Origin of the sequence: Brevibacillus sp. BD137, from assembly GCF_041644655.1 — a bacterium.
Classification (GTDB): Bacteria; Bacillota; Bacilli; order Brevibacillales; family Brevibacillaceae; genus Brevibacillus; species Brevibacillus brevis_D.
On record NZ_JAOTNO010000008.1, the window covers coordinates 93963 to 117330 of the forward strand.

Below are 23368 nucleotides of genomic sequence, written 5' to 3' on the forward strand. Positions count from 1 at the left end.
CTTATAAATCCTCCCTAGTTTGAATCTGTTTGAATCACGGCTTGATTATTTGTCTTCGCAGTCGGGTAGTTGATTTGGCTCATCCAAAGTCCGGCCAGAATAGCGATAATCCCGAATACAATCTCCCAACGCAAGTAAGCGGGCTTCAACGAATTTTTCGTCCGCCAGCGTCTGGTTTGCCTAAAGGCCAGAAGAAGCATGAGGCAGACACTTGCTATTTTTCCGTATAACAGATAGCTCCAGGCTGTTGCACTCTGGATAATATTCATGACATCCGTCTGTACGATGAGCATGACAACGCCCGTCACGACGGCAAGCACTGCCGCCACCGCAACTGTCTGCAAAAAGAACTTCTTGAACGACTCCTGTCCTCGTTCAACCGCTTTAACTGAAAGTAACAAGTAGACAAGTGCCCCCATCCACACGGCGACCGTCAAAACATGCAACAGTCTCAGCAAAATGGACAGCCAGACAGGAGCAATGCCCCATGCATGACCACCAAAAGCTTGCGCGCTGATCAATAGAACCCAAATTCCCACATACCAGCCAGACACCATATTGGGGATCGCAATCAATAACAATAGCGCAAAGGACACCAGCAGCATGATCGCAAATGGAGACTGACTGAGCAAGTTCCCGTCCATCTGCCACAGTGCTTGCGTGAGTGATACAGTGGTTAACGATTCGTCATACAGGAACCACAAAAATATAAGTCCGATGATCGCCAAACTCCATCCGATTTGTCTGCCAATCCCGATGAGCTGGGCAAGCGAAGGCAAACCATGACGCTGTGCTGCCCACGCTACCAGGTACAAGCCGCCACCGACGAGAATAATTCCTTGCGCCAAATAGCGGTACATGATCAAGTAGCTTGAATCTGCTTTTTGCTCATTGGGCGGAACCACGACTGCACTTTTTTGTCCGATCGAAAACGTGAGCTTCTCTGAGATCGGATGTCCGTCCTCGGAAACGACCGTCACGATAACCGAGTACGTCCCCTCAGCCAAATCGCTCGGCAAATTCGCATTCAACTGCGCGGCATCACCCGGCTGCAATGTCGGCCGCTCCAGTTTTATTTCCTTGCCATTCCAATCAAATAAACGCACGTTAACAAGATCAGGCTCCAATGTTTCGGTAAACCGCGCAGATATTTGTCCTGGATTCGCCTTCAGTACCTCACCATTTTGTGGGGAGCTGCTCATCAAGCCAGCATGGGCGTAAGCAGTTGTCATACCCGTTGTCAGTACAAGTAAGAAGGCGAGCAAAAACACAACCGTATATTGTCTGATGTTGTATGTCACCCTGTCACCTGCTTCCTTATTTCGTCCTTAATCCTATCAGATTAGTACGAGAATCTATATGGCTCCATCGGGCTATCTGTTGTGGCAAAGTGTTGAAAACAAAAAAAGGCATGAACGGAAATTCTGTCCGATCCGTGCCTTTTCAAACTGTATTAGGATGATTTTACAATGTTTTGTGCGAGAAATTCCAGAACAAGCTTGTTGAATACCTCTGGTTGATCCATCGGTGGGATATGCGCTGAATCAGGCAGGATGACTTTTTTTGCGCCTGTAATCCGCTCACCTAACACATCGGCGATCTGTAGAAAATCAGGATAATCCCGCCCTCCTGCAATAACGAGTGTCGGGGCTTTGATTTCTTCCAAGCGCTCGATGCGCTTTTTCGATACCAAGCCCTTGCAGAACCGCTTTCACATCATCGTACAAGGTAAAAGGAAGGTCAGTCGCTAGTGTTTTACCGAACCCGCGGATATCAAAGCGAACTACCCAATGACGCCTGTACGTAAAATCTTGATCTCGATATCTACATCAAATTTCGCCCTTTTCATGATTTCCCGCCATTCATCTTTATTCATTTTCTTTTTCCCACTTCTTTGACTGGCTATATTGTAGATTTCCCCAAATCCTACAGGGTCTACATCTTGCTTTCTAAACTTTTCCAGTAAATGCTCCGTCTCTTTTTTAACCGCCAGCTCGATTGCTTTTTGTACCTTTTTCAACTGCTCAGGCTTGGATAAATCGATTTTTTCAGCCATTTCCTGAATCTGCGCTGTCATATTGACTTTCACAGAAAATCTTGGTTTCTCCAAATCCAACACTTTTATTTGCTTTTTGCTTGAGATATGTTCAATGACAGTAAAAAGACGCTTTTTATCGAGGGAGATGTTTATTTCCAACTCCCCCTTATTGTAACGCTCCCGTAATATCTTGAGGAAAAATCCCTCCCTTGATGTAATCTCTGCCACCAGTTTTTGATCTCGAAATAAACCAATTTGATTAATATGCAATTCATTCCCTACTCTTTCGATATAAGGCATCACAGGATCTTTCCCGATTGCATAATAATCTTTCATGAACTCATGAAGTTTCGAGGAGATCATATTCTCTCCTTCGACGTTCTGCCGTATGGCTTGATAGAGGTAAATTCCAATGTTGCTGTTCTCAGGATAGCGATGTGTCAAAATATCATACGCTCTTCCTTTGGCTACCGTTAAATAGACATTGCTTCCGATGGAGGCATCACGCGTTAAGTTTTCCACAAGAGACAGGATTCCTTTACGCGCTAACTCATCGTGGTAGACCACGACGCGAATTTGACCTCCTACAATTTTTTTGGAAGACTCCCTGTTCTGTGAAACGGTAAGTCCCTTGCTCGTATGCGCTGTGCCAGAAATGACGGTGACCAACTCACGTGCCTCCGGGTCAATTTGATAAAATACCGTGGTACCCAATAGCTTTCCGTCTTTACTAAGATCGTACCCCACTGCAACTGCCAGTCCCAATTTTTCTAATACGTGCTGCTCCCCACAGCCGTTCAATAACACGACCACTGCTAAGTAGTAAACAAGCAACCGTAACCTTTTCATGTCCGGACCGCACCCTTCCGAAACAGCCGAATCACTACATAAAGCACGATGGGATAAATAAAAATGATATAGAAACCTACTGCACCGAAAATATCCGTGATGAAATTAATCGACTGGCGTGTTTCCAAAAAATTGCTAGCAAAAAACATGACACCAACAATCCCGAGAAGGGCCATTCTCTCCTTGACCCCACTAATATGGTGAACCCCCCGCATGGCTACCCACAGGTTCATCAGCAAATTATCCAGCATGATAAGCATCCACAGTGAGATAGACACAAACTCAAAACGCTCCAAAAACGGAAACTCTACAATTTTCATCATCATTAGCGTTGCCCAGATAAGATGCTGAAGCTGCTCCCCTTGAAAGTACAAGAGTGTAACCAGCATGACTGCCACATACAAGAAGGTGGTCATAAACAGGCCACCATGTACATATCGCGGTAGCATTTCCTTTTCCTTCACAAACGGATAGATGAACAAAATAATCTCAAATCCGATGATGGAAAAAGACATCTTCTTCGCACCGTCCATAAGCTCTACAAGATCATGATGAAAGACTGGCTGCAATAAATGAAAATCGGCGTATTGCATGGGATAAACCAAGAGCAGTAACTGCCAGACCGTCAACCCGACAGAAAAAAAGCTAATGCCAGCCAGCACCCGAATGCCACCCGTCACTCCATAAATGGCCAGGCAAAGCAAGGAGGCATTTAATATCCAGGAAGGCACTCCTGGAAACATCCATGACTGAATGATCTCGATGTACCCTCTCAAGATCGTTAAGGCAGAGCCCATGATATATACGATAAAGATGAAATTAAGAACACGTGCAGGCCATTTTCCAAATACAGTTTGATGAATGTCATACAAATCCATGTCCTTGTATTTCGCTAAGATTTTTAGCATGAACCACGCTGCTATATGGGTCATAATGCCTGCTATTATGACCGAAATCCAAGCGTCTTGCTGCACCCTATCATAAATAAAGCGTTGGACACCCGCTATGCCGATTCCAACCTGATTGCTATGGACCATAAATAGCGCAAGCGATACGCTGATAGCCATATGGGTATTCCGACGAAAAGTGGACCGTGACATTGACATTCACATTCAACACCTAACTACTGAACTGGTCTTTTTTTCCCGGCCTCATCAGGCACACGGGTATCGTCAGGAGAACGTGTCATAGCCGGACGCTTGCCGAGAGAGTAAAAAGGGAACCTGATCAGACTGTTTTTAATATCCTGCAAGCGCAAAGGAAAAAAGGGAAGAAAAAACGGACGACCCAGACTTGATTGACGCAGGATGTGTATCAAGAGAAAAGACGCGCCAAGCATAATACCAAAACCTCCCCATATCCCAGCTAACACGATAATCGGAAAGCGGAGGATTCGGACTGCCGTACTCATCATGTAGGAAGGAAAAGTAAAGGAAGCTAGTGCACTGAGTGCCACAATCATGATCAATATGTTACTGGTAAAACCTGCTGCAACCGCTGCCTGTCCAATTACGATACCGCCAACAATCCCTATCGTTTGCCCAACTTTAAAAGGAAGTCTCGCTCCAGCCTCCCGCAAGAATTCAATAATCATCTCAAGCAGCAAAGCTTCAAACAAGGGGGGAAAAGGTACCTTGGAACGAGACTTTACGAGCGATACAAGGAGAGCAGATGGAATCATTTCATAATGGAACGTAAGTGCAGCCACATAAGTAGCAGTAAAAAACAAAGAGACAAAAAGGGCCGAGAAACGTAACAATCGAATGAAGGAAGCCATTTGCCACCGGATATAAAGATCTTCATTGGACTTAAAAAAGTCCACGAAGGAACTGGGACCGACGATAGCAAACGGGCTCCCCTCCACAAACACGGCAACCTTTCCTTCCAACAGGGCTTCACTTACATGATCAGGTCGTTCGGTTAGGATTAACTGCGGAAAAATAGAGAACGTATTGTCATCAATCAGTTGAACCAATTTTCCACTGTCAATCACGCCGTCTATATCTAGATCGCGTAAACGCTGAATGACGGTTTGAACATTTTCAGGAGCAGCCAGCTCCTCCATGTAACATACTTCCACATTCGTCCTGCTACGTTTCCCAATCGTAATGGATACGTTGGTCAGCATATCAGTCGACAAATATCCCTGTAGGACTCCTAAGTTGGTTTCCAATGCTTCGGTAAAAGCAACCTGGGGACCGAAAATCTGCGTTTCGACCTGAGCCTCTCCCAAAGAACGACTCGGCATTCTTGCTACGTAGAGAAGAAGCCCGCACGCCATTCCTTCTATTTGAAGGTAAATCCATCCCCTCACGAGATGATCGCTGACTTGTCTGTAATCCATGGTTTTGGTGAAATGAGCAATAGGAACATTCCCCAAAATCGTCTCAGGATCGATGTTTTCGTCAGGTAACTTTTCGAAATAGGGAAGCAAAACCTGCTGGAGAATGACCGTATCCACTAGATAAGGAAGATAGGCTAGTAACAAGCTATTGGTTCCACAAGAAAGGGTACGAAACACCATTCGCGGATTTCGCATGTGATCCCATAATTTTTCTCGTGTCTCGCTAACGGATTCAGGAATCATGTTGGTTGTCATCTTATGTCTACCCCAATATATGGTGTCCCCTTATTATTTTTCCAATGCCCTCGCTCTATTCCCCTTTCAAGCCGAAGAGTAGGCTCCCGGACAAAATAAAAACAAAAAAACCGAGACGGAAATGCTCCATCTCGGTTCGTTCACCACTATTTATCTGCCGCTCTTCATTTCAGTCCAGTAGCGGTCGTATTGCTGCAAGGTTTCTCCTACATCCACCAGCCACTCCGCACGGGCAATGTCTGCTGTATCCAGGAAGACCATCTTGTTGGCACGGTATTCTTCACTGTGCAGTGGGTATGCTTTTTCGTTCGGGTTACTGTAACCGATAGACTCGTAGTTTTTCACACTGACCTCTGGGTCCATCAGGTAGTTGATGAACTTCTCAGCCATTTCCTTGTTCTTAGCACCCTTTGGAATTGCCATCGTGTCTGCCCAGATCGTTGCGCCCTCTTTCGGAATGACGTACTCTACATCTGGATTTTGTGCGTGAATGAAAGCCGCGTCACCGGACCAAACCGTTCCGATCCATGCTTCTTCCGCAATCATCTTTTGCTTGATGTTGTCTGTATCAAAAGCAACAACATTCGGTACGACTTTTTTCAAATCAGCAAAGGACTTTTCCAGTTCCTCTTTGTTCGTCGTACTATTGGAGAAGCCATTTTTGATCAGTGCCATTCCCATAACCTCACGAGGGTCATTCAGCATGATGACACGGCCCTTGTAAGCTTCGTTCCACAGATCATTCCAGCTTGTCGGGGTTTCTTTTACATATTTCTTGTTGTAAGCAATCCCGGTAATTCCCCATGTATATACGAGTGAATACTTGTTTTCTTTGTCAAAAGGAGGTGTCTTGAACGTAGACACGATATTGCCCATGTTCGGGATGTTCGCTTTGTTCAGTTCTTCCAGAAGACCCAGCTGAATCATGGTACCTACCATGTAGTCGGAAGGTTGGATCAGGTCGTAGCCAGATGCACCTGCTTGAATTTTTGCCAGCATTTCTTCGTTGCTGCCGTATACATCATAGTTGACCTTCACGTTGAATTTTTGCTCAAAACCTTTGATGACGTCTGGGTCAAAGTTGTCTGCCCAGCTGTAAATATTCAATACTTGTTGCTCTTGCTCAGATGACGATGAGCAGCCTACAGCAGTCACCGCAAGTACGGCGGTCAGAGCGCCGATCATCAAGGACTTGAAACGTTTCATTTTTTCCTCTCAACCTCCAAATCAGTTATGGGATTGCCTTATGAAAACTCCATGATGGTTCTAAAAGATGGATTGATTATTTTTCGAGTCTTTGCGGCGGAAAATCTCTGCCACCACAACCAACAGCACGGTACTCACGATCAAAAGTGTTGAGAGTGCATTCACTTCTGGCGAGACGCCTCGTTTTACCAACCCATAAATGTAGAGTGGCAATGTAGTCGAATTCGGACCAGCCACGAAGAACGAAATAATGAAATCGTCCAGCGACAGGGTAAACGACATCAGGAAGCCTGCGATGATCCCTGGCATGATCAGGGGCAGCGTCACATAGCGCAATGTCTCCCATGGAGTTGCTCCCAAATCTTGAGACGCTTCTTCTAGTTCTTTGCCCATATCAGCCAAACGTCCAGAAATAATAACCATCACATAGGGCATGCTAAACGTAACATGCGCCAGGATCAGGGTCACTTTCCCCAGCTCCATCTGTACCTGACTAAATAGCACGAGCATAGCCAACCCCATCATGATCTCCGGGATGACAATCGGTAAGTACATTAACCCGTTGAAGATATTGCTCCAACGCAGGGAAAAGTGCTTGACCGCCAGAGAAGCAGCCGTACCCAATACTGTTGCAATGACGCTACTGATAACCCCAATCGTCAAACTGTTCATCAGCGCTTGCATGACCTGCCTGTTTTCAAACAAAGAAACGTACCACTTCCACGTAAAACCAGTCCACGTCGCGTTGATCCGTGAATCATTGAACGAATAAAGGACAAGGATCAAGATTGGCAGATACAAAAAGACCAGCATCAGCCATGAGTATCCAGATAGTGCGTTTCGACGTAATGTTTTCATGCTGATTCCTCCTTTGTCTCGCTCGCTTTGGTAGCGCGGAAATAAAGAAGAATCAACAGCATGGACAATAGCATCAGCACGATGGACAAGGCAGAACCAAACGGCCAGTCACGGGCAGACAAAAATTGATTTTGAATGACGTTACCGATCAGAGCCGATTTCGCTCCTCCCATGACATCCGGAACGACGAACATCCCGATGGAAGAAACAAATACGAGGATCGATCCAGTGACGACACCTGTCTTGGTCATTGGCAAAGTCACGTGCCAGAAAGCCTTCCAAGGTGTTGCACCCAGATCATACGCTGCTTCCAGCTTGCGGCGATCCATCTGCTCCAGTGACACATAAATCGGCAGTACCATGAACGGCATAAGCGTGTACACCATCCCGAGCAGAACAGAACCCGAATTGTACAGAAGCGGTAGCGGCTCCGAAATAATGCCCAGCGACTGCAGGAACGTATTGATTACGCCTTGCGAACGCAGGATGATTACCCACGCATAGGAACGGACCAAGAAATTGATCCAAAACGGAATCATTACGAGCAACAGCCATATTTGCTGAGTCGATTTTTCCAGCCGTGAAATGTAATACGCCAACGGATAGCCGCACAAAATCGAAAATACAGTTGTTAAAACCGCTACGACCAACGTATCCCAAAAAATTTGACCATACAGCGGATCGAAAATACGGATGTAATTGTTCAGCGTAAACTCATAGACAACTTGCCCGTACGTGCCTCTTTTGAGGAAAGACAGTATGGCGATCATAAGCATAGGCAGGACGAAAAGCGCACCCATCCACAAAAGGGCGGGAAGCGCGAGCAGTTTTACCGGCTTCTTGTTTAACAAGGAAGGATCACCTCGTCCGTCTGTGCCCAGCCAATGGCCACCTGATCTCCCACCTGCCAGTCCAGACCGTCACCTGCGTACTGGTGTGCCATTACGGTCATATCCTGCCCCTCAAGGCGGATAAATACCTTGCGCAAATTGCCGAGGAACACCGCGTCAGCAATGGTGCCCAGCTTCTTGTGCTTGTCCTTGTCGGAGTCAACCGGGTACAACTTAATCTTTTCCGGACGTACCGCTGCATTCGTTCCGTTTTCCCGGAAAATGTTGTTTTCCCCAATAAAGGTAGCCACAAACAAGGTTTGCGGGGAGTTGTAAATCTCTGCTGGAGAAGCAATCTGTTCAATTCGTCCCTTGTTCATGACCGCGATTCGATCGGACATCGCCATCGCTTCTTCTTGGTCATGGGTAACGTAAATGAACGTTATCCCTAGGTTTTTCTGCAAGTTTTTCAGTTCAAGCTGCAAGCTTTTTCGCAATTGGTAGTCTAAAGCACCTAAAGGCTCGTCCAGAAGCAGAACGCGTGGGTTGTTGATAATCGCCCGTGCGATTGCTACGCGCTGTTGTTGTCCGCCAGATAGCTGCTTTGGCGTACGTTTCCGTAATTCTGTCAGTTGGACGTACTGAAGTACTTCCTCCAAACGCTTTTGTTGTTCAGCTGCGTTCACTTTTTTCATTTTCAAGCCAAACAGGATGTTTTGCTCCACAGTCATGTGTGGAAACAAAGCATATTGCTGGAACACCATGTTCATATCGCGCTGATACGGCGGCACATGGCTAAGGGGCTTTTCGTCTAGGAAAATTTCCCCGGTCGTTGGCTGCTCAAAGCCAGCAATCATTCGCAGCAGCGTCGTTTTCCCACAGCCACTGGGGCCGAGTAACGTCAAAAACTCCCCTTCTTCAATGGAGAGAGAAAAAGAGGGGACGACGACAGTATCTGCAAATCTCTTTTCAATCGAATCCAGATGTATAATTTTTTTCATTCCGTCATCTCACCATATGTCATTATACTCACAATCTAGGTAACTATATCGTGTATGATACGATTTGTAAACAGTTTCACGAACGATTCCTCCTCAAAAACAAACAGAGCCAATGAATAAACATTCGCTCTGTTGCGTATCCTTTCTCTTTTTCTCACACAGATGTAGATTTCGATTGAGGCGTGTGCTTCTGTTTTTTAAATTTTGCCCCTAGGAAATTCGTCCCAATCACCCCGATAATAATCATCACTGCGCCAATGAGATGGTAGTATGCCAGCTGTTCCTGCAAAAAGATAACGCCTGCCACGATCGTAACCAACGTAGACAGATTGTTAAACACGCTGAGTTTGGATGCCTCCATTTTGGACAAGGCAAAGTTGGTCATAAAAGACGTCATGAGCGAGGACAGAATCCCCAAAAATACAATCGAGATGATAAATGCCGAACTCGCGAAAGGAGCAAAATAGGTCGATAAAGTCCCCTCTGCACTATGGCGAATGACTGACCAGCCGTTAAAAAACAAAAATCCGAGTAACGCCACCATATACGTCATGTCTATATAATGAAAGGACTTTGTCATTTTCCTCGCCAGAACACTATACCCCGCCAAAGAAAACGCGGATAACAGGATGAGAATAGTACCGATACTGCTCCCTGAGCCTGAGCTTACACCCAGCCCCTTCATTGCAAAAATGTACACGACACCTCCGACGGATAAAAGCGTGGACAGCTTTTGCAGCCACGTAGAAGACTCCCCCAAAAAGAACGCCGCCATGACCATGGTAAAAATCGGAACGGTTGCTTGAATAATCCCCGCCTCAGACGAAGTGGTATACACCAGTCCAAAAGCCTGAAGGGTAAAGAACAGAATGGGGTACAGCATGGCGAGCGGTATAATCGCGAGCATGTCTTTTGGTTTGATGGACAGCTTGATCCACCCAAACACGATCGGGACAGAAGCAATGATAAATGCCACGGTAAAACGGTGTGCCAAAGTATCAACCGGATTGGTTACAGCGAGTGCCATTTTCAGAAACAAAAACGACAAGCCGGTAATCCCCGCGTTCAGTAATGCTGCAAGAATCGCTTTTTGTTGGTCTTTCATCGTATGTATCTCTCCTACTGGGGACTTTTTACAGACGGCCGTCTTAGGTTAATAGTAATGGGGGATCAATCGTGCTACAATGCAAAAAAGGAGTAACTGTACCGATACAAATTCGGCGTAAGGGAATGTTTTTTGAATGCACAAATATTTGCAGCTTCAAAATGAACTCGAAACGTTGATTGAAAGCCTCTCCTATCAAGACGGAGACCGGCTTCCCTCCATTCGGGAGCTCGCCACTCGCTACCAATGCAGCAAAAGTACCGTGATCCGCACCTTGGATGAACTCGAAAAGCGTCATCTCATCTATTCGGTCGACCGAAGCGGCTATTACGTCGTGAAAAAGCAAAGGAAGATACAGCCCGCAGATACGTCGATAATCGATTTTGCGACCTCTGCTCCCGATCCTGACCTCTTTCCTTATGTCGACTTTCAACACTGCATCAATAAAGCGATTGAAACCTATAAAAACGATCTTTTCATATACGGAACCACACAAGGCTTGCCATCACTCATTACCGTCGTCGCCAAGCTGCTTGGGAACCATCAGGTTTTTACGGACTCGGGCAATATTTTCATTACCTCCGGTGTCCAACAAGCTCTAACCTTGCTATGCAGCCTTCCTTTTCCAAATGGCAAAAAAACGATTCTGATTGAGCAGCCCAGCTACCACCTTTTCATTGAAAGCTTGCAAGTACGCAAGCATCCTGTTGTGGGGATCAAGCGGACTGCCCAAGGAATCGATTTAGAAGAGCTAGAGTCTATTTTCCGAACGGGAGAAATCAAGTTTTTCTATACGATGCCTCGCTATCATAGCCCGCTCGGGACGTCATACAGCCGAAAGGATAAGCAGCGCATTGTGGAGCTTGCCCAGCAGTACGACGTCTATCTCGTGGAAGACGATTACATGGCAGACCTTGAGCATGACAGCAAAGCAGATCCCCTCTTTGCCTATGACCGCTTTTCTCGCACGATCTATGTAAAAAGCTATTCCAAGATTATTTTTCCAGGGCTTCGTCTGGGTGTAGCTGTTATACCTGACGCGCTAAAGGATTCCTTCAACCAACACAAACGACTCATGGATATCGACAGCTCCATGCTATCTCAAGCTGCGCTGGAAATTTACCTAAAAAGCGGAATGTTCGAGCGACACAAGCAAAAGATACGCAGTTCCTATCACCGACGATCCAACCTGCTGATGGCGTCCTTGAACCAGTTTGCGGCGAATGAAGAGCATCTGTTCACCTTTCAGCCCCTTGCGTATCCAGGGATTCATACGCATATTGTGTTGAACGATTCTATTCCGGTCCCTGCTGTTATCAGCCAGCTCAAAAAACGCTCGATCCTTGTGGATGCTACTGACAAAAATTACTTGATGGGCTTTCCGCAAGAAAATATGTTAAAGCTGAATGTGTCCTATGCCAAGGAAACAGTGATTGAGCAAGGAATTGACGTGTTGATGGATGTGCTACGCCGCATGCACCGTTAACCTATCCGCCTTAAGTCTTAGATAAAATCCGGCGGGGGTGCGTTTTTGGACAACAATAAAATCTCGATAATGGAACAGTAACCAGAAAACGATCTACATCGTATTATCAGATACAAGGAACATGGTTTACCCGAAAGATTCTCTGGTATAAATTGTTTCAAGATGCAGGGATTGGGGTATTTCATTGTATAATTAGTGAATCCATATCAAAAAAAATTCGTTCCATAGTCGGCCAGTTTGAAGTAGAATCGCATCTATACACATACTTAATTGAGTTGATGACTGGCAGTTAACGATAGAATGACAAAGGAGAAATAGATGCTTCAGAACATTTTAGATTTCTTAATGGAATACGGCTATTTAGGAATGTTCATCCATTCTTTTGCAGACGCAGTCATCTTTCCCGTTCCTGCCTTCTTTCTTCAAGTGCCACTCAGCCTCGTTGACCCTTCGCAGGCATTGTGGATTGCTACGGTAGGCTACATCGCTTGTCTCATAGGGACTCCCGTCGGTTATTTTATCGGTAAAGTACTAGGCAAATCCGTTCTGTACAAACTCCTCAAGAAGGAATGGATTGACTCTGCCACAGAGATGTTTCAAAAGAAGGGTGAAGTCGCGATCTTCATCGGTTCGTTTACACCGATTCCGTTTAAAGTATTTACAATCATGTCGGGTTGCTTGAAATTCCCGTTGTGGAAATTGATCGGGTATGCCGCGATTGGACGGGCAGTCAAATTTTACGCAGTTGGACTCTTGTTCTATTTTTACGGTAAAATGGCGGAAAATATGGTCCATAACGTTTCTCTCTATATCTTTCTCACCGTGGTGCCGCTCATCTTGGTCGGGTTATGGGTGAAGAAAATTGTCGCCAAGCGCCGCCAGCTGAAAATGGAAAGTACTGGCGTCAGCAATGGCATCAATGAGAAACTCATGAATAAATAAAGAAGATCGTAAAAAGCAAAGAAACCCCAATCGGGGTTTCTTTTTTTACAACTGTTAACCTTTTTTCACTCGAATTACATCATCCTCGACATCAATGACCATTGCTGTCACATTGTCTTCTTCCATCACCAGATCCGCAATGCCATCCTCAACATATTGCTGAATCACGCGGCGCAATGGACGTGCCCCGAAGGCAGGGTTGTAGCCCAGCTCAGCCAGCTTTTCTTTTGCGGCATCTGTCACGCTGATCTCCATTCCTTGCTCAGACAGATTGCCCATGACATCTTGCAGCAGCAGATCGACGATTTTGACCAAATCCTGTTTTTCCAGATGAGCAAAGGAAATGATCGAGTCGAAGCGGTTCAGGAACTCCGGCTTGAAGTACGCTCCCAGAGAATCCAGCACGGTGGCAGGCTCGGGCGCTTGTGCTCCAAAGCCAACGGAGATTTTACGCTCGATCACACCGGCATTGCTCGTCGCAATGATGACCGTCTCCTTAAAATTCACCGTACGGCCCTGACTATCTGTCAGACGGCCATCCTCCAAAATTTGCAGGAACATGTGCATCACGTCCGGATGTGCTTTTTCGATCTCATCCAGCAGGATAATGCTGTATGGATTGCGGCGTACGCGCTCTGTCAGCTGACCTGCTTCCTCATGACCGACGTAGCCAGGAGGAGAACCGATCAATTTGGATACCGAGTGCTTCTCCATGTACTCGCTCATATCGAGGCGGATCATGGAATCACGGGTACCAAACAGCTCTTCTGCCAGCGCTTTGGACAGCTCTGTTTTCCCTACGCCAGTCGGACCGACGAACAGGAAGGAAGCAATCGGTCTGTTTTTCGGTTTCAGACCTGCACGACTGCGTCGAATCGCCTTCGCTACTTGTGTGACCGCCTCGGACTGGCCAATGACTTTTGCTTCCAAATGAGCTGCCAGGTTTTTCATTTTCATCTGCTCATCACTTTGCAGCTTAGTAACAGGAATCCCCGTCTTTTGCTCGATCAAGGCTTGGATTTCTGTGACGTCAACCTTAACGCGTTGTTCCTTGCCCTCGATTTGATCCAGCTTCTCTAAAATGCCCGCTTCCTCGTCTCGCAGACGGGCAGCTCGTTCGTATGCTTCTTGCTCTGTCGCTTCCTTTTTCTCCTGATTGATTTGCGCCAGACGCTCATGCAACTCTGACGTATCCACCACGGAGGATCTCAGGTTCAAGCGCGAGCCCACTTCATCCATGAGATCAATCGCCTTATCGGGCAAGAATCGATCCTGGATGTAACGATGGGAGTATTCCACGGAGGCACGGATGACATCATCCGAGTAAGCGACTTGGTGGAATGCTTCGTATTTCGGGCGCAAACCTTTCAAAATCTCGATGGCTTGTTCTACGGTTGGTTCCTTGACCATGACTGGCTGCAGGCGGCGCTCCAGTGCAGCGTCTTTTTCAATCACGCGATACTCTTTTAATGTAGTTGCCCCAATCAGCTGCAACTCACCGCGAGCAAGAGCTGGCTTCAGAATGTTCCCTGCATCCATAGATCCTTCCGCAGAGCCTGCCCCCACCAAGAGATGAATCTCATCCACAAACAGGATGACGTTTTTGCGTTTTTGCAGCTCAGCAATCACTTGCTTCATTTTTTCCTCGAACTGTCCGCGAATTCCCGTTCCTGCAACTAGAGAGGCGACATCTAAAATGTACACCTGCTTGTTTTTCAGCTTGGTCGGTACTTGCCCTTCCGTAATGCGCAGAGCGAGGCCTTCCGCAATCGCCGTCTTCCCGACCCCTGGCTCCCCGATCAGAACCGGATTGTTTTTGTTGCGACGGTTCAAAATCTCAATGACACGCTCGATTTCTTGTTCGCGTCCAATCACAGGGTCAATTAGTCCGGCACGTGCCGCATCGTTTAGATTACGGCCCAGGTCATCGAGGATGCCCCCACCGCGTTCTGGCGCTTGTCGCTGCGGTTGACCGGAAGCTTTGCCCGGATTCATCTGGCCTTGAGCAAAGCCTTGCAGGAACTCATCCAGTCCAGAGAAGGAGGAGAAAGGACTAAAGCCCATACCCACTCCCATTTTGTTGGTCAGCTTTGTTTTGCAATCCTGGCACAGATCGTATTTTTGTTGCTGATTTTGTACACGTATATGAACTGTCACAGTTGCTTCTCGTTGTTTACAGATTTCACAATGCATATTCAATCCCCCCAAAAGCGTTGTTTTGGAATTCAGAAGACCTTTGACCTTTTCTGACCTTCGTTGACTTTATTATAGTTTGACCTTTTTTGACTTTCAAGAGGGATTGTATGGTTTTTTACACTTTGCTCTTTTGCAAGTAAGGAACGATTGAAAGTAACCCGATAACGGCGAAACAAGCCCCTACCCACAATGGTGAAACAAGTCCATAGCCACTGCTGATCCCGATCCCGCCTAAGAAAGAACCAATGGCAACACCCAATGTAATAAAAGAAGTATGCAACGTGTTTACCATCGTCCCACTGCCTGCTGTATTCATGACGCGCGCAATCATGGCCGGATTCATCGCTACACCCGTCAACCCAATCAGAACAATGGACAGCACCGCGATCCATTTATTTTCGGCACCTACCGCAAACAGAACCAATGCCCCTAGGAGGATGCTTAATCCCGTTACAAGGATTCGCATGGTAAAACGATCAGCAAGTCTGCCAATCACGATATTTCCGATCACGGTCGCGATACCGTAAAGGGCAAGCAAATACGGGATGCTCGCATCCGAAAATGCCGTTACTTCCGTAAGAATCGGAGTAAAATAACTAAACGCTGCGAAGGTACCGCCAATGATCAGCATACTCGTTGCATACGCGGCCCAAAGGTGCGGATTTTGAAAACTGGCAAGCTCATCCTTTGCGTTCATCCGATCTTTTTGTGTGGAGGAAGGGAGCAGCCATTGAATCAAAATCCCTGATAGCAATACAACGATAGCAACAGCCCAAAAGCTCATTCTCCAGCCGAAATATTGTGCAATCACAGTTGTCAGGGGGAGTCCTACGACAGTAGCAATCATTAAGCCTGCCAAAACAATCGAAGCGGCCTTTCCCCGTGAATGAGGGGGAACCAAGCCGGCTGAAATACTGACAGAGATGCCAAACGCAGCGGATGAGGCAATACCCGTTAGGATACGCGCAAGCATCATCGACTCGTAATTCCAAGCCATTGATCCTAACGTTTGACCAATAAAGAAGACGGCAATCAATGATAGCAACGCTTGTTTTCGGCGAATGTGCAGGAGCGTTGCTGTTAGTAGCGGGCCCCCTATCACCATTGCACCCGCATACGCCGTAATGAAATACCCGATGGATGAGATCGATACGCCGAAATCATAGGCAAGGTCATTCATCATACCTGCCACCATAAATTCAGAAGTCGTCATTGCAAAAATCGCTACCGCTAACAAATAAATCATCGACGGCATGAGGAAGCCCTCCTTACTTATTATTGTAACAATCGGTACAAAAATAACTCAAAAAAAGAGCGCATTACGCGCCGAAGATAGATTCCATGGTCCCCTTCATAATTTGTTCAGCCAATGTCCGATTCTGTGTGGATGTATTCAATACACGAAAACCGTAGTAACTGCTTAAAAATAGGCTTGCCAAATCCACCGCAGATCGTTTTTGAGAGATTTCACCCGTTCGCAAGCCTTCCTCCATCACTTTTTCCATGGTATCCTTCAGAAGTTCAACATGCCTGGAGACGATTTCTTCAATCTTGGGATCGTCTTTTGCCCGTTCCAATCCCGCATTGATCAGCAAACATCCCTTTGGATTCGTTGATTCAAAGTCTTCCACGAATGCCCACGCTAAAAAATTTTGCAACCGTTTTTTCACAGAATCCGGACCTTCCAATAATGCCCGCTGTTCACGAATCCCGGTATCGTGATAGTGTTCCACCACTGCAAGATACAGGTCCTGTTTGCTGCCAAACGTATTGTACAAGCTGCCTTTCCCTAGTCCAGTATCACTGCATAAATCATGCGTAGAGCAACCATTGTAGCCTTTTGACCAAAATGTTTTCATGGCCACATCTACGATGGATGTGTAATCAAAATCACGTGGTCTGCCGCGTTTGCTCACCGGAATCCTCCTTTCGTTTCCAACTGTTATGGAAAATCTTATACATTATGTACCGTTTGGTCAACAAATAAAATGGTTGCAACTGTACAAAACCATACCTATAGAAAAAGCCCATTTTGAAAATCATCTTTCAAAATAGGCTCGATCATTGATTATATCGTCTCTAAATCTGTTACTGTTTTTTCGTTTACTTGATCTCCAGTATTCAGCGTCGTCTTTGGTTCAAGCAATAATACTTGAACCTCTTCCTCTGCAACTGGCATATGCTCTACACCTTTTGGAACAATGAGAAATTCCCCTTCGTTTAACCAAACATCTTTATCGCGAAACTTAATAAGCAGTTTCCCTTTCACTACCAAAAACATCTCATCCTCATTTTCATGCTGATGCCAGACAAACTCTCCTTTCAACTTCGCCAGCTTTACATAGGAGTCATTGATTTCGCCTGCAATTTTGGGATTCCAATACTCATGGAATAACGTAAACTTTTCAGCTACATTGACCTTCTCCATCATTTTCCCCCCTTAAAAAGAATATGCTTGTACTTCATCGAAAGTAGGCAGGGATGGTTGAGCACCGTTCCTAGTAACGACAATCGCTGCTACTTTGCTAGCGAAAGTGGCCGCTTCGGTTTCTGTCATTCCTTGTGTGATCCCAACCGCAAAAGCTGCTGTAAAGGAATCGCCTGCCGCAGTTGTATCCACTGGCTCTACGCGGAACGCCGGGATATGGGTCGCTTCATCAGCGGTTATTAAGAGAGCGCCCTTTTCTCCCAACGTCACGATGACGCGCTTTGGTCCACCAGACAAAAGCTTTTTGGCTGCGGCATGCACTTCGTCTATCGTGGATACAGGCATTCCTGTGAGAATGGAAAGCTCTGTTTCATTCGGGGTTAACGTATGTACATGGGTTAATAGCTCACTGGATAGCTCGCGTGCAGGTGCCGGATTTAAAATGACCAGCTTGCCGAGTCGAGACGCCTCTTTGACTGTATATTCCACGACAGGCATCGGGATTTCCAGTTGGAGCAATACGACGTCACTGTCCTTTAAAATAGACAGATTTTCAGCAATATGCTCGGTGCTGACGAGCGCATTCGCTCCTGGAACAAGCACGATGTTGTTTTCCCCATCATCACTTACATTGATAAAAGCCATGCCTGTTGTACCTGAGCATTTGATCCCCTCTATGTGAACGCGGGCATCCGTTAACCCTCCCAGCATGACCCGGCCGTTCTCATCTTCTCCTACCATTCCAATCATGGAGACATGCGCACCCAGGCGAGACGCTGCTACTGCCTGATTCGCTCCCTTTCCACCCGGGATCAGCTCGAAGTGATGGCTTGCGATCGTTTCTCCTGCTTTGGGCAAATGTTGTACATGGGTTACGAGATCCATATTGATGCTTCCTACTACTGCGATTTTCACGACGGGCCCTCCTCGTTCCATCTCGAACATGATCATTCTGTCGGTTACAAAATAGTGCTTTTCATCCGAGAAGTCAACGTATTTTCTCGGAATTGTTCCTAAGACTTGGAGCATAGCACATCCATTGGATATAATGAACAAATCTTCTATCATCCGGAGGTAACCAGATGGAGCCGATTATCCAGCATCCTTGGAACATAAATGAGCAAGAGGCAATCAACTTACAACGACAGCTAGCCCAGCAAGTAAAAAAAGAAGATCAACTAACGGACGTATGCTATATCGCCGGGGTAGATGTCGCCTATCATGCCAAGTCTGATTTGTTAGTCGCTGGTGTCGTGATCCTCGACGCCAATTCCCTGCAAGTCGTCGAATCTGTCGTCATTCAAGACACCGTCGAATTCCCGTATATTCCCGGCTTGTTCTCTTTTCGAGAGCTGCCTCCGTTGGTACGTGCATTCAAGGAGCTCAAAACAACACCGCAGCTCGTCGTCTGCGATGGGCAAGGAATCGCTCACCCGCGAAGATTCGGACTAGCCAGTCATTTGGGCGTCCTGTTTGACATTCCTACTATTGGCTGTGGAAAGACGAGACTACTAGGTGAATACGAAGAGCCAGCACACGAAAGAGGTACGTATTCCCCGTTGATCGATCAGGGTGAGATCATCGGTGGAGTCTTGCGCACACAACCGAATATCAAACCAATCTTCGTCTCGATCGGACACGGAATCTCTTTGCCAACTGCATGCACGTGGATCACCAAGCTCTCACCCAAATACCGTTTGCCCGAAACGACGCGGCAAGCGGATCAGCTCGTGAATAAAGTATCGGCGGAGTTAAATCGGAGCCGCTAATGAAGTGTCGGCCATACATTAACATCGTGCTCGTCCAAGACTCCTTCAATCTGATCTCCTTGGAAAACGACAATGTAGCCTCGTGGCAGAGCCATAGCTTGCAAAAGAGACGGACGTAGCTTTAGCAGTTGGTAAACGTAGTATGACTCTAGCTGGTCACTGTCTACTTCGCCTTCGACAGGCCCAAGATACCACCCGGAGTCTCCTTTTCGAACATCTTCTGCACGCTGCAAATAGACGTGTTCTTGTTCAAATGCACCTTTTGCCACCACCATTTTATCTTGGAACAAAGCAGCTTCCCCTTCTGCTCGCACGGTTTGCAAGCAGTTGTTTTGCGCCATTTGCACGACCAAAGACACAGACAGGTCAGAAGTTGTTTCGGAAAAAGGATTCGCATCGTAGTCGGGTGCCTCGATCTCCATACACCCATCCCGTTCGAAAACCAGTAGAATGGTCCAGCCTACCTGAATTTTCGCACCGTTCTTGATAGGACCCATCTCGTCTTCTACATCAGAGAATACGTCCAATAGAAAGTCTGCTTGCTTCACCAAAAACTCTCGGCAGGTCACGACAAACGTGCGGTTATGAATCTGTTTGGAGCGTTGGCAGAGTCGGTTCTCTTTCTCAGCTGACATGGACCTCTTCCTTTCTGCGTGATCGATTGCAACTATCTTCAGGATAACATGAATAGGGGAAAAGCTCCGTTACACATTTGCTACAAAGGATCTGCAATAACTGACTGACGAAGGAGTAGCAAAGCTCGGCTTGGCAGGTGGGCTAGAACGTTTTTTGTTGTATTTGTTCTGCACAGTCTTTGATCGTATCTATGACCACTCTTGGCTCGGTAAATTGAGGGAAATGTCCACTTTTTTCAGCGAGGATATGTTTGCTGTTGCTTGATAACGAAAGCAGTTCCAACTGATGCTCGATTCGTTTTTTGCGTACTTCTTCTGGCATCATACGATTTTCTTTTCCACCTGTTATCACATAAACAGGGATGTCGGGAAAAAAATGAATTGCTTGGATTTGTTCCACTGTTTTTTTGACAAAATGAACTTCATTGAAAGGTTTATAGGGAGACAAGGAATCAAACATGGAGAGTATTTTGTTAATGGTTTTGACCACTTTACCTTGATATTTTTCAAGGCCGATATCTTTCGGATGGCTAGCTTCTAAAAAGACGACGCCAGCTACTTCGCTGGGGTAACGCCTAGCATATAAATTGGCATATAATCCCCCTAATGAATGTCCGACTAGCAAAAATGGGGGTTCAACTCCTATTAACGCTAAAGCCTCCCGTAACGTTTCTACAATCGTGATTCCATCTTGTGGGGCTTGCGGCTTATCACTACCCGAAACACCCAATCGATTATAGGAAAAGACAGATGACATCTCTGAAAGATCGGGTAGTATCTTCATCCATCCTTCTATGGGTCCCGAACCACCGTTAATGAGAACGATATTGGGTTTGCCGTGCCCACTCCAATGATATTGGAGCTTCCCTCTTGAAGTACTCACTTTCGATACCTCTATTGCCAATGTACAACACCTCACTTGGTCAGGGCTGGATTTCTCTGTAGTAATACGTGATGAACAAATGAGAGTTTCTATTTTGGAAGAAAGATTCATGCTGGGAGTATAAGGAGCAGCGGCAGACAGCACACCTTCCAGTCCCTGCATACTGTGTTCTCACGTTGCACAATAACGGTCTGCGTAAAAAAAGGCATATTCCTTCTCGGTGCTCGAGTCGGAATATGCCTTGTAGGAGCTTCAAGTGATTCATTCATAAAAAGCGATGATGCAATCATCTACCCTCATTCAAATCCTTTAAATCTCTCAAATGATTTTCGAAAGTATTCAGGCGTTCGCTATCTCTCATTAGATAAGTCCTTGGATTGTTACGATTGATGCCTTGTTCAGTTAAATCCATTTTGCTAACCATGCCATTATAATACTCTTCCGTTAGAGTTAGAAGTGCTTGATTGGTAAGATAAGCAGGGTCTCCTTTTGGAATTTTAACAGACACGAGCTCTTCCGTAGTTTCTTTATAAGCGGAAAAGTACATATGAAATTGTTCTAACGCCTGCTGTTGATTAACCTTGCGTTGCATATAATCAATTTCTACCTGTATAAACGCGTCTCCGTTGGCGTCTCAATATGCTTCGACTGGACAATAGATGTTTCCGATACTTTTTGATAAACAGAATACCAGATTAGGAAGCAGATCCCTAGATAGTACAAGCCTTCAAAATCGTTGCAAAAAGAAGACGATGTCTTAGCATCGTCCCTTATTGCCCTTCCATGCCGATTAAAATAAACGTGATAATTGCGGTTATTGTACCAAAGACGAAGTATAAACCCATAAGAATGGCCATTAACAACAAACCGGCTTTTGCCCAATTTTTACGATTCAGATTTCCATCTGAACCAAAAGCCCAGACAAACAACAAAACAATATTCGCGATCGGAATCATCATGAACAACGAGACGACTATCCAATCTTTCATTGTCATGACTTTTTCGTTTTCCGCTACGCTTCCTTCCACATACGCTTGGTGATCCATTCTATACCCTCCACGTTTTTTGCCAATCCACCGTTCTCGCTATTGTTCAACCGATGCTCCAATGAATGCCAAGATCAGAACAAAAAAGAATACGCATAAGTACAACCCGATGCAAACGCCCATAATCAGCAAGTTCGCTTTTGCCCAGTTCTTTCTATTTAGATTGCCTTCACTGCCAAATGCCCAAACAAAATACATCACAAGATTGACCACGGGCACCATCATAATTAAAAAAGTAATCAACCACTCTTTGACCGACATGACCCGCTCATTTTCAGGCACGCTCACTTGCCATTGCTGTTGATATTGCTGCTGTTCCAATTGGAAACCTCCTTGTTCTGTCTTGATCAAATGTTCTCTACCCGCAGCGTGCGAATCAACGAATGGGCCAAAGGTTGCCACACGAGCACTTCCTCAGACTCAAAATGAAAACTCCCGAGTAGTGCCCGCCCGTTTAGTGATGTCGCGAACAAGATTTGGTAGTAAGTTTTGTCCTCGACCGGGATGATGAATTCGCTGCAGGCAATCCTGCATCCATCCAGCTCGATAAGCTCATGATGTACGACCTGCAAGCCTGCCTGCGCCTTTTTGACTTGCGCTGTCATCGCCTGCACAAACGGTTCTACGCCGCTCATCGGCAACTGATGTGCCATATGATTCATGCCGAGCATGACCGCGCTCTCTTCCTCTTTATAGGAAATCTGCTCGTGCTGAGAATTCCCTCCGCTATTTGACCCGCGTCCCCTCGGCATGAGTTGCATCGAACGGGGCAGCTGAATGCCAAGCTGCCCGTCAAAGAGGAGATTCTCCGCGAATTCGAACCTATGCCCTTCGTACTCCAGGTAGCCTTTTCGCACGCCATCCAGACACTCCTCAAGCGTCAATTGCACCCGTTGTTCTTCCATTTCAGCAAGTTGACGCCGTGTCTGGATGCTGTTCCATACATCCAAAATCTTTTCATCCCAGTAGATCGTCATAGCTCCCTCCGCAGTGCCTGCTCTACTTTTTGTAAAACAAATCCGTTCAAGCTTCTGCGAAGGAAGCTTTCCGCAGCATCCAGACTCACCACGATATACGGCTCCAAGATCCCTTGAACTTTAAAGAAATGATGTGCCTTTATCTTATCGGTATCTAATACAAGTCTTTTTACCGTTCCATTCAAATGAAACGCAGTCTCCATAGAAAGGCAATCTACAGCAGGTACCTGCATGGCCCAGTAAACGTTACGCAGATTGGTTTCGCTGTCAATCAAATCGACGCGCTTCCATTGTATGCTCGGATTGTATTTGGCAGTAATGGTTTTCATCCGCTCCGAAATCATCGGCAGTGGCTTTTCCAACCAATCTGTGTAGGCTTGGGCCCCATCCGTGTTGACCTCAAGAACGGATATCGGCGGGAGTTGATCAAATGTGTTTTCCTTTTGCAGCCCCAGCCCCGATGGCACGATCTTTTGAGCCATTCGACCGTCATCTGCTAGCAAATAATAATCGCGCATGT

The 23368-nt window shown here is 46.2% G+C and carries 25 protein-coding genes; 3 read left to right on the forward strand and 22 right to left on the reverse strand.

What is annotated here, in order from left to right:
* Positions 1-14 precede the first annotated feature (14 nt).
* The 10 genes from ODZ53_RS18250 to ODZ53_RS18295 all read right to left on the reverse strand — a co-directional run bounded on the left by ODZ53_RS18250 (position 15) and on the right by ODZ53_RS18295 (position 10486).
* Positions 15-1301, reverse strand: coding sequence for a copper resistance CopC/CopD family protein (locus ODZ53_RS18250; protein ID WP_372678914.1), 1287 nt, complete (start codon positions 1299-1301; stop codon positions 15-17).
* Positions 1302-1453: 152 nt separating this feature from the next.
* Entirely contained in the window at positions 1454-1693 is a 240-nt protein-coding gene (locus ODZ53_RS18255) for an alpha/beta fold hydrolase (RefSeq protein ID WP_372678916.1), read from the reverse strand.
* Positions 1694-1783: 90 nt separating this feature from the next.
* Entirely contained in the window at positions 1784-2887 is a 1104-nt protein-coding gene (locus ODZ53_RS18260) for a Ger(x)C family spore germination protein (protein ID WP_372678918.1), read from the reverse strand.
* On the reverse strand, positions 2884-3993 hold the full coding sequence (locus ODZ53_RS18265; protein ID WP_372678920.1) for a GerAB/ArcD/ProY family transporter: 1110 nt from the start codon (positions 3991-3993) through the stop codon (positions 2884-2886). The genes ODZ53_RS18260 and ODZ53_RS18265 overlap by 4 nt, the downstream gene beginning before the upstream one ends.
* Positions 3994-4010: 17 nt before the next feature.
* A complete protein-coding gene (locus ODZ53_RS18270; protein WP_372678922.1) occupies positions 4011-5486 on the reverse strand; it encodes a spore germination protein in 1476 nt (491 codons plus the stop codon).
* Between the two features lie 150 nt (positions 5487-5636).
* Entirely contained in the window at positions 5637-6692 is a 1056-nt protein-coding gene (locus tag ODZ53_RS18275) for an ABC transporter substrate-binding protein (RefSeq protein WP_015892665.1), read from the reverse strand.
* Positions 6693-6752: 60 nt separating this feature from the next.
* Positions 6753-7550 (reverse strand): ABC transporter permease, encoded by a 798-nt coding sequence (locus ODZ53_RS18280; RefSeq protein WP_015892666.1) that lies wholly within the window; start codon positions 7548-7550, stop codon positions 6753-6755.
* Positions 7547-8350 carry an ABC transporter permease gene (locus tag ODZ53_RS18285; RefSeq protein ID WP_372679142.1) on the reverse strand — a complete coding sequence of 268 codons (804 nt, stop codon included), beginning with the start codon at positions 8348-8350 and terminating at the stop codon, positions 7547-7549. Before ODZ53_RS18285 ends, ODZ53_RS18280 begins: the two co-directional genes overlap by 4 nt.
* A gap of 44 nt (positions 8351-8394) precedes the next feature.
* Positions 8395-9381, reverse strand: coding sequence for an ABC transporter ATP-binding protein (locus ODZ53_RS18290; RefSeq protein WP_016743157.1), 987 nt, complete (start codon positions 9379-9381; stop codon positions 8395-8397).
* 154 nt (positions 9382-9535) lie between these two features.
* Positions 9536-10486: a DMT family transporter gene (locus ODZ53_RS18295; RefSeq protein WP_372678925.1), complete on the reverse strand. Its 951-nt coding sequence runs from the start codon at positions 10484-10486 to the stop codon at positions 9536-9538.
* 136 nt (positions 10487-10622) lie between these two features.
* Here ODZ53_RS18295 and ODZ53_RS18300 point away from each other — a divergent pair, with 136 nt between their 5' ends.
* Positions 10623-11972 (forward strand): aminotransferase-like domain-containing protein, encoded by a 1350-nt coding sequence (locus ODZ53_RS18300; protein ID WP_372678927.1) that lies wholly within the window; start codon positions 10623-10625, stop codon positions 11970-11972.
* A gap of 318 nt (positions 11973-12290) precedes the next feature.
* Positions 12291-12914: a YqaA family protein gene (locus ODZ53_RS18305; RefSeq protein ID WP_142498581.1), complete on the forward strand. Its 624-nt coding sequence runs from the start codon at positions 12291-12293 to the stop codon at positions 12912-12914.
* Positions 12915-12968: 54 nt separating this feature from the next.
* On the opposite strand, the gene ODZ53_RS18310 is transcribed toward ODZ53_RS18305, so the two are convergent.
* From ODZ53_RS18310 to rbsK, 5 genes are all read right to left on the reverse strand, one after another.
* Positions 12969-15107, reverse strand: a complete 2139-nt coding sequence (locus tag ODZ53_RS18310; protein WP_372678929.1) for an ATP-dependent Clp protease ATP-binding subunit — start codon at positions 15105-15107, stop codon at positions 12969-12971.
* Between the two features lie 118 nt (positions 15108-15225).
* Positions 15226-16365 (reverse strand): MFS transporter, encoded by a 1140-nt coding sequence (locus ODZ53_RS18315; RefSeq protein ID WP_372678931.1) that lies wholly within the window; start codon positions 16363-16365, stop codon positions 15226-15228.
* A 64-nt stretch (positions 16366-16429) separates the two neighbouring features.
* Positions 16430-17026: a TetR/AcrR family transcriptional regulator gene (locus tag ODZ53_RS18320; RefSeq protein ID WP_372678933.1), complete on the reverse strand. Its 597-nt coding sequence runs from the start codon at positions 17024-17026 to the stop codon at positions 16430-16432.
* Between the two features lie 152 nt (positions 17027-17178).
* Positions 17179-17541 carry a cupin domain-containing protein gene (locus tag ODZ53_RS18325; RefSeq protein WP_372678935.1) on the reverse strand — a complete coding sequence of 121 codons (363 nt, stop codon included), beginning with the start codon at positions 17539-17541 and terminating at the stop codon, positions 17179-17181.
* A gap of 9 nt (positions 17542-17550) precedes the next feature.
* Positions 17551-18453 carry a ribokinase gene (rbsK, locus tag ODZ53_RS18330; protein ID WP_372678937.1) on the reverse strand — a complete coding sequence of 301 codons (903 nt, stop codon included), beginning with the start codon at positions 18451-18453 and terminating at the stop codon, positions 17551-17553.
* 167 nt (positions 18454-18620) lie between these two features.
* Between rbsK and nfi the strand changes: the two genes are divergently transcribed.
* Positions 18621-19307 (forward strand): deoxyribonuclease V, encoded by a 687-nt coding sequence (nfi, locus tag ODZ53_RS18335; RefSeq protein WP_372678939.1) that lies wholly within the window; start codon positions 18621-18623, stop codon positions 19305-19307.
* On the opposite strand, the gene ODZ53_RS18340 is transcribed toward nfi, so the two are convergent.
* The 7 genes from ODZ53_RS18340 to ODZ53_RS18370 form a co-directional block, all read right to left on the reverse strand.
* A complete protein-coding gene (locus tag ODZ53_RS18340) occupies positions 19304-19942 on the reverse strand; it encodes an immunity protein Imm33 domain-containing protein (protein ID WP_372678941.1) in 639 nt (212 codons plus the stop codon). The two genes, nfi and ODZ53_RS18340, sit on opposite strands and share 4 nt — an antisense overlap.
* Before the next feature lie 142 nt (positions 19943-20084).
* Entirely contained in the window at positions 20085-20987 is a 903-nt protein-coding gene (locus ODZ53_RS18345) for an alpha/beta fold hydrolase (RefSeq protein WP_372678943.1), read from the reverse strand.
* 124 nt (positions 20988-21111) lie between these two features.
* Entirely contained in the window at positions 21112-21417 is a 306-nt protein-coding gene (locus ODZ53_RS18350; protein WP_372678945.1) for a hypothetical protein, read from the reverse strand.
* Positions 21418-21595: 178 nt separating this feature from the next.
* Positions 21596-21871, reverse strand: coding sequence for a hypothetical protein (locus ODZ53_RS18355; RefSeq protein ID WP_041749578.1), 276 nt, complete (start codon positions 21869-21871; stop codon positions 21596-21598).
* A 39-nt stretch (positions 21872-21910) separates the two neighbouring features.
* Positions 21911-22192, reverse strand: a complete 282-nt coding sequence (locus ODZ53_RS18360) for a hypothetical protein (RefSeq protein WP_372678948.1) — start codon at positions 22190-22192, stop codon at positions 21911-21913.
* Between the two features lie 26 nt (positions 22193-22218).
* On the reverse strand, positions 22219-22848 hold the full coding sequence (locus ODZ53_RS18365; protein ID WP_372678950.1) for a hypothetical protein: 630 nt from the start codon (positions 22846-22848) through the stop codon (positions 22219-22221).
* Complete coding sequence (locus tag ODZ53_RS18370) at positions 22845-23366, reverse strand: imm11 family protein (protein WP_372678952.1); 522 nt, start codon at positions 23364-23366, stop codon at positions 22845-22847. The genes ODZ53_RS18365 and ODZ53_RS18370 overlap by 4 nt, the downstream gene beginning before the upstream one ends.
* Positions 23367-23368: the final 2 nt, after the last annotated feature.